This window comes from Acidovorax delafieldii 2AN (assembly GCF_000175235.1).
Classification (GTDB): domain Bacteria; phylum Pseudomonadota; class Gammaproteobacteria; order Burkholderiales; family Burkholderiaceae_C; genus Acidovorax; species Acidovorax delafieldii_B.
In genome coordinates this window covers 1-1206 of record NZ_ACQT01000514.1, presented here as the reverse complement: position 1 = coordinate 1206, position 1206 = coordinate 1, and the positions used below count along the sequence as shown (strand labels likewise).

Here is a 1206-nt window from a genome sequence, read left to right as displayed (position 1 = left end):
AGCGACGTGCCGCTGCTGGTGGTGGGCAATGCCCGCGAGTGGACGGCGCTGGTCGGCATCGCCCTGTCGGCCCCCGCGGGCGATGCGCACATCAGCGTGCAAAGCCCTGGTGGCACCCGGCAGGTGGCCTATGCCGTGGCCCCCAAGCGCTATGCCGAGCAGCAACTGAAAGTCGCGCCGCGCACGGTGGACCTCTCGCCCGAGGACCAGGCCCGCTACGAGCGTGAACGCGACCACCAGGCCGTGGTGATGGCCACCTGGAGCGAGCCCGCCAGCGCACAGCCATTGCTGCGCATGGCGCAGCCCACGCCCGGGCGGCGATCCAGCTCGTTCGGGCTGCGGCGCGTGTTCAACGGCCAGCCGCGCAATCCCCACAGCGGCATGGACATCGCCGCCGCCACCGGCACGCCCGTGGTGGCACCCCTGCCCGCGCGGGTGATCGACATTGGCGACTATTTCTTCAACGGCAACACCGTGTGGCTGGACCATGGCGGCGGCCTGTTGACGATGGTGTGCCACCTGAGTGCCATCGACGTGCAGGTAGGCGACGTGCTGCAGACCGGCCAGCGCCTGGGCGCCGTGGGCGCCACCGGCCGCGTGACGGGCCCGCACCTGCACTGGGGCGTGATGCTGAACCGCGCCATGGTCGATCCTGCGCTGTTCCTGGGGACATGAGCCGGTGCCCGCACCGCACCACCGATTACTATTCATTTGATAGCTGCACGCGCTTGCCCATCAAGCGCAAGCGGCATGCTTCACTTAAAAACTGCCCCCTTGCATGAGCCCGCGCCTGATCCGCTTCAACAAACCGTATGGCGTGCTGAGCCAGTTCACGGCCGAGGGCCGGTGGCAGGGCCTCAAGGACTACATCGACCTCCCCGGCGTGTACGTGGCCGGGCGGCTGGATGCCGACAGCGAAGGCCTGCTGCTGCTCACCAGCGACGGCAAGTTGCAGGCCCGCATTGCCGATCCGCGCTTCAAGATGGAAAAGACCTACTGGGTGCAGGTGGAGGGCATTCCAGACGAAGCCGCGCTGGCGGCGCTGCGCCACGGCGTGGTGCTGAACGATGGCCCCACCCTGCCCGCCCGCGCGCGGCTGCTGGAGCCCGCACCTGCGGTATGGCCGCGCAACCCGCCCATCCGCGAGCGCAAGGCCATCCCCACCGCGTGGATCGAACTCGCCATCCGCGAGGGCCGCAACCGCCA

Annotated in this window: 2 protein-coding genes; both read left to right on the top strand. The window is 69.2% G+C overall.

Annotated elements, in window-relative coordinates; translation table 11 throughout:
* A partial coding sequence (locus ACDELDRAFT_RS22700; protein WP_005801386.1) for a peptidoglycan DD-metalloendopeptidase family protein occupies positions 1 to 675 on the top strand: 675 nt, incomplete at its 5' end.
* A gap of 103 nt (positions 676 to 778) precedes the next feature.
* Positions 779 to 1206: pseudouridine synthase (locus ACDELDRAFT_RS22695; RefSeq protein ID WP_005801385.1), on the top strand; the 428-nt coding region annotated here is incomplete at its 3' end.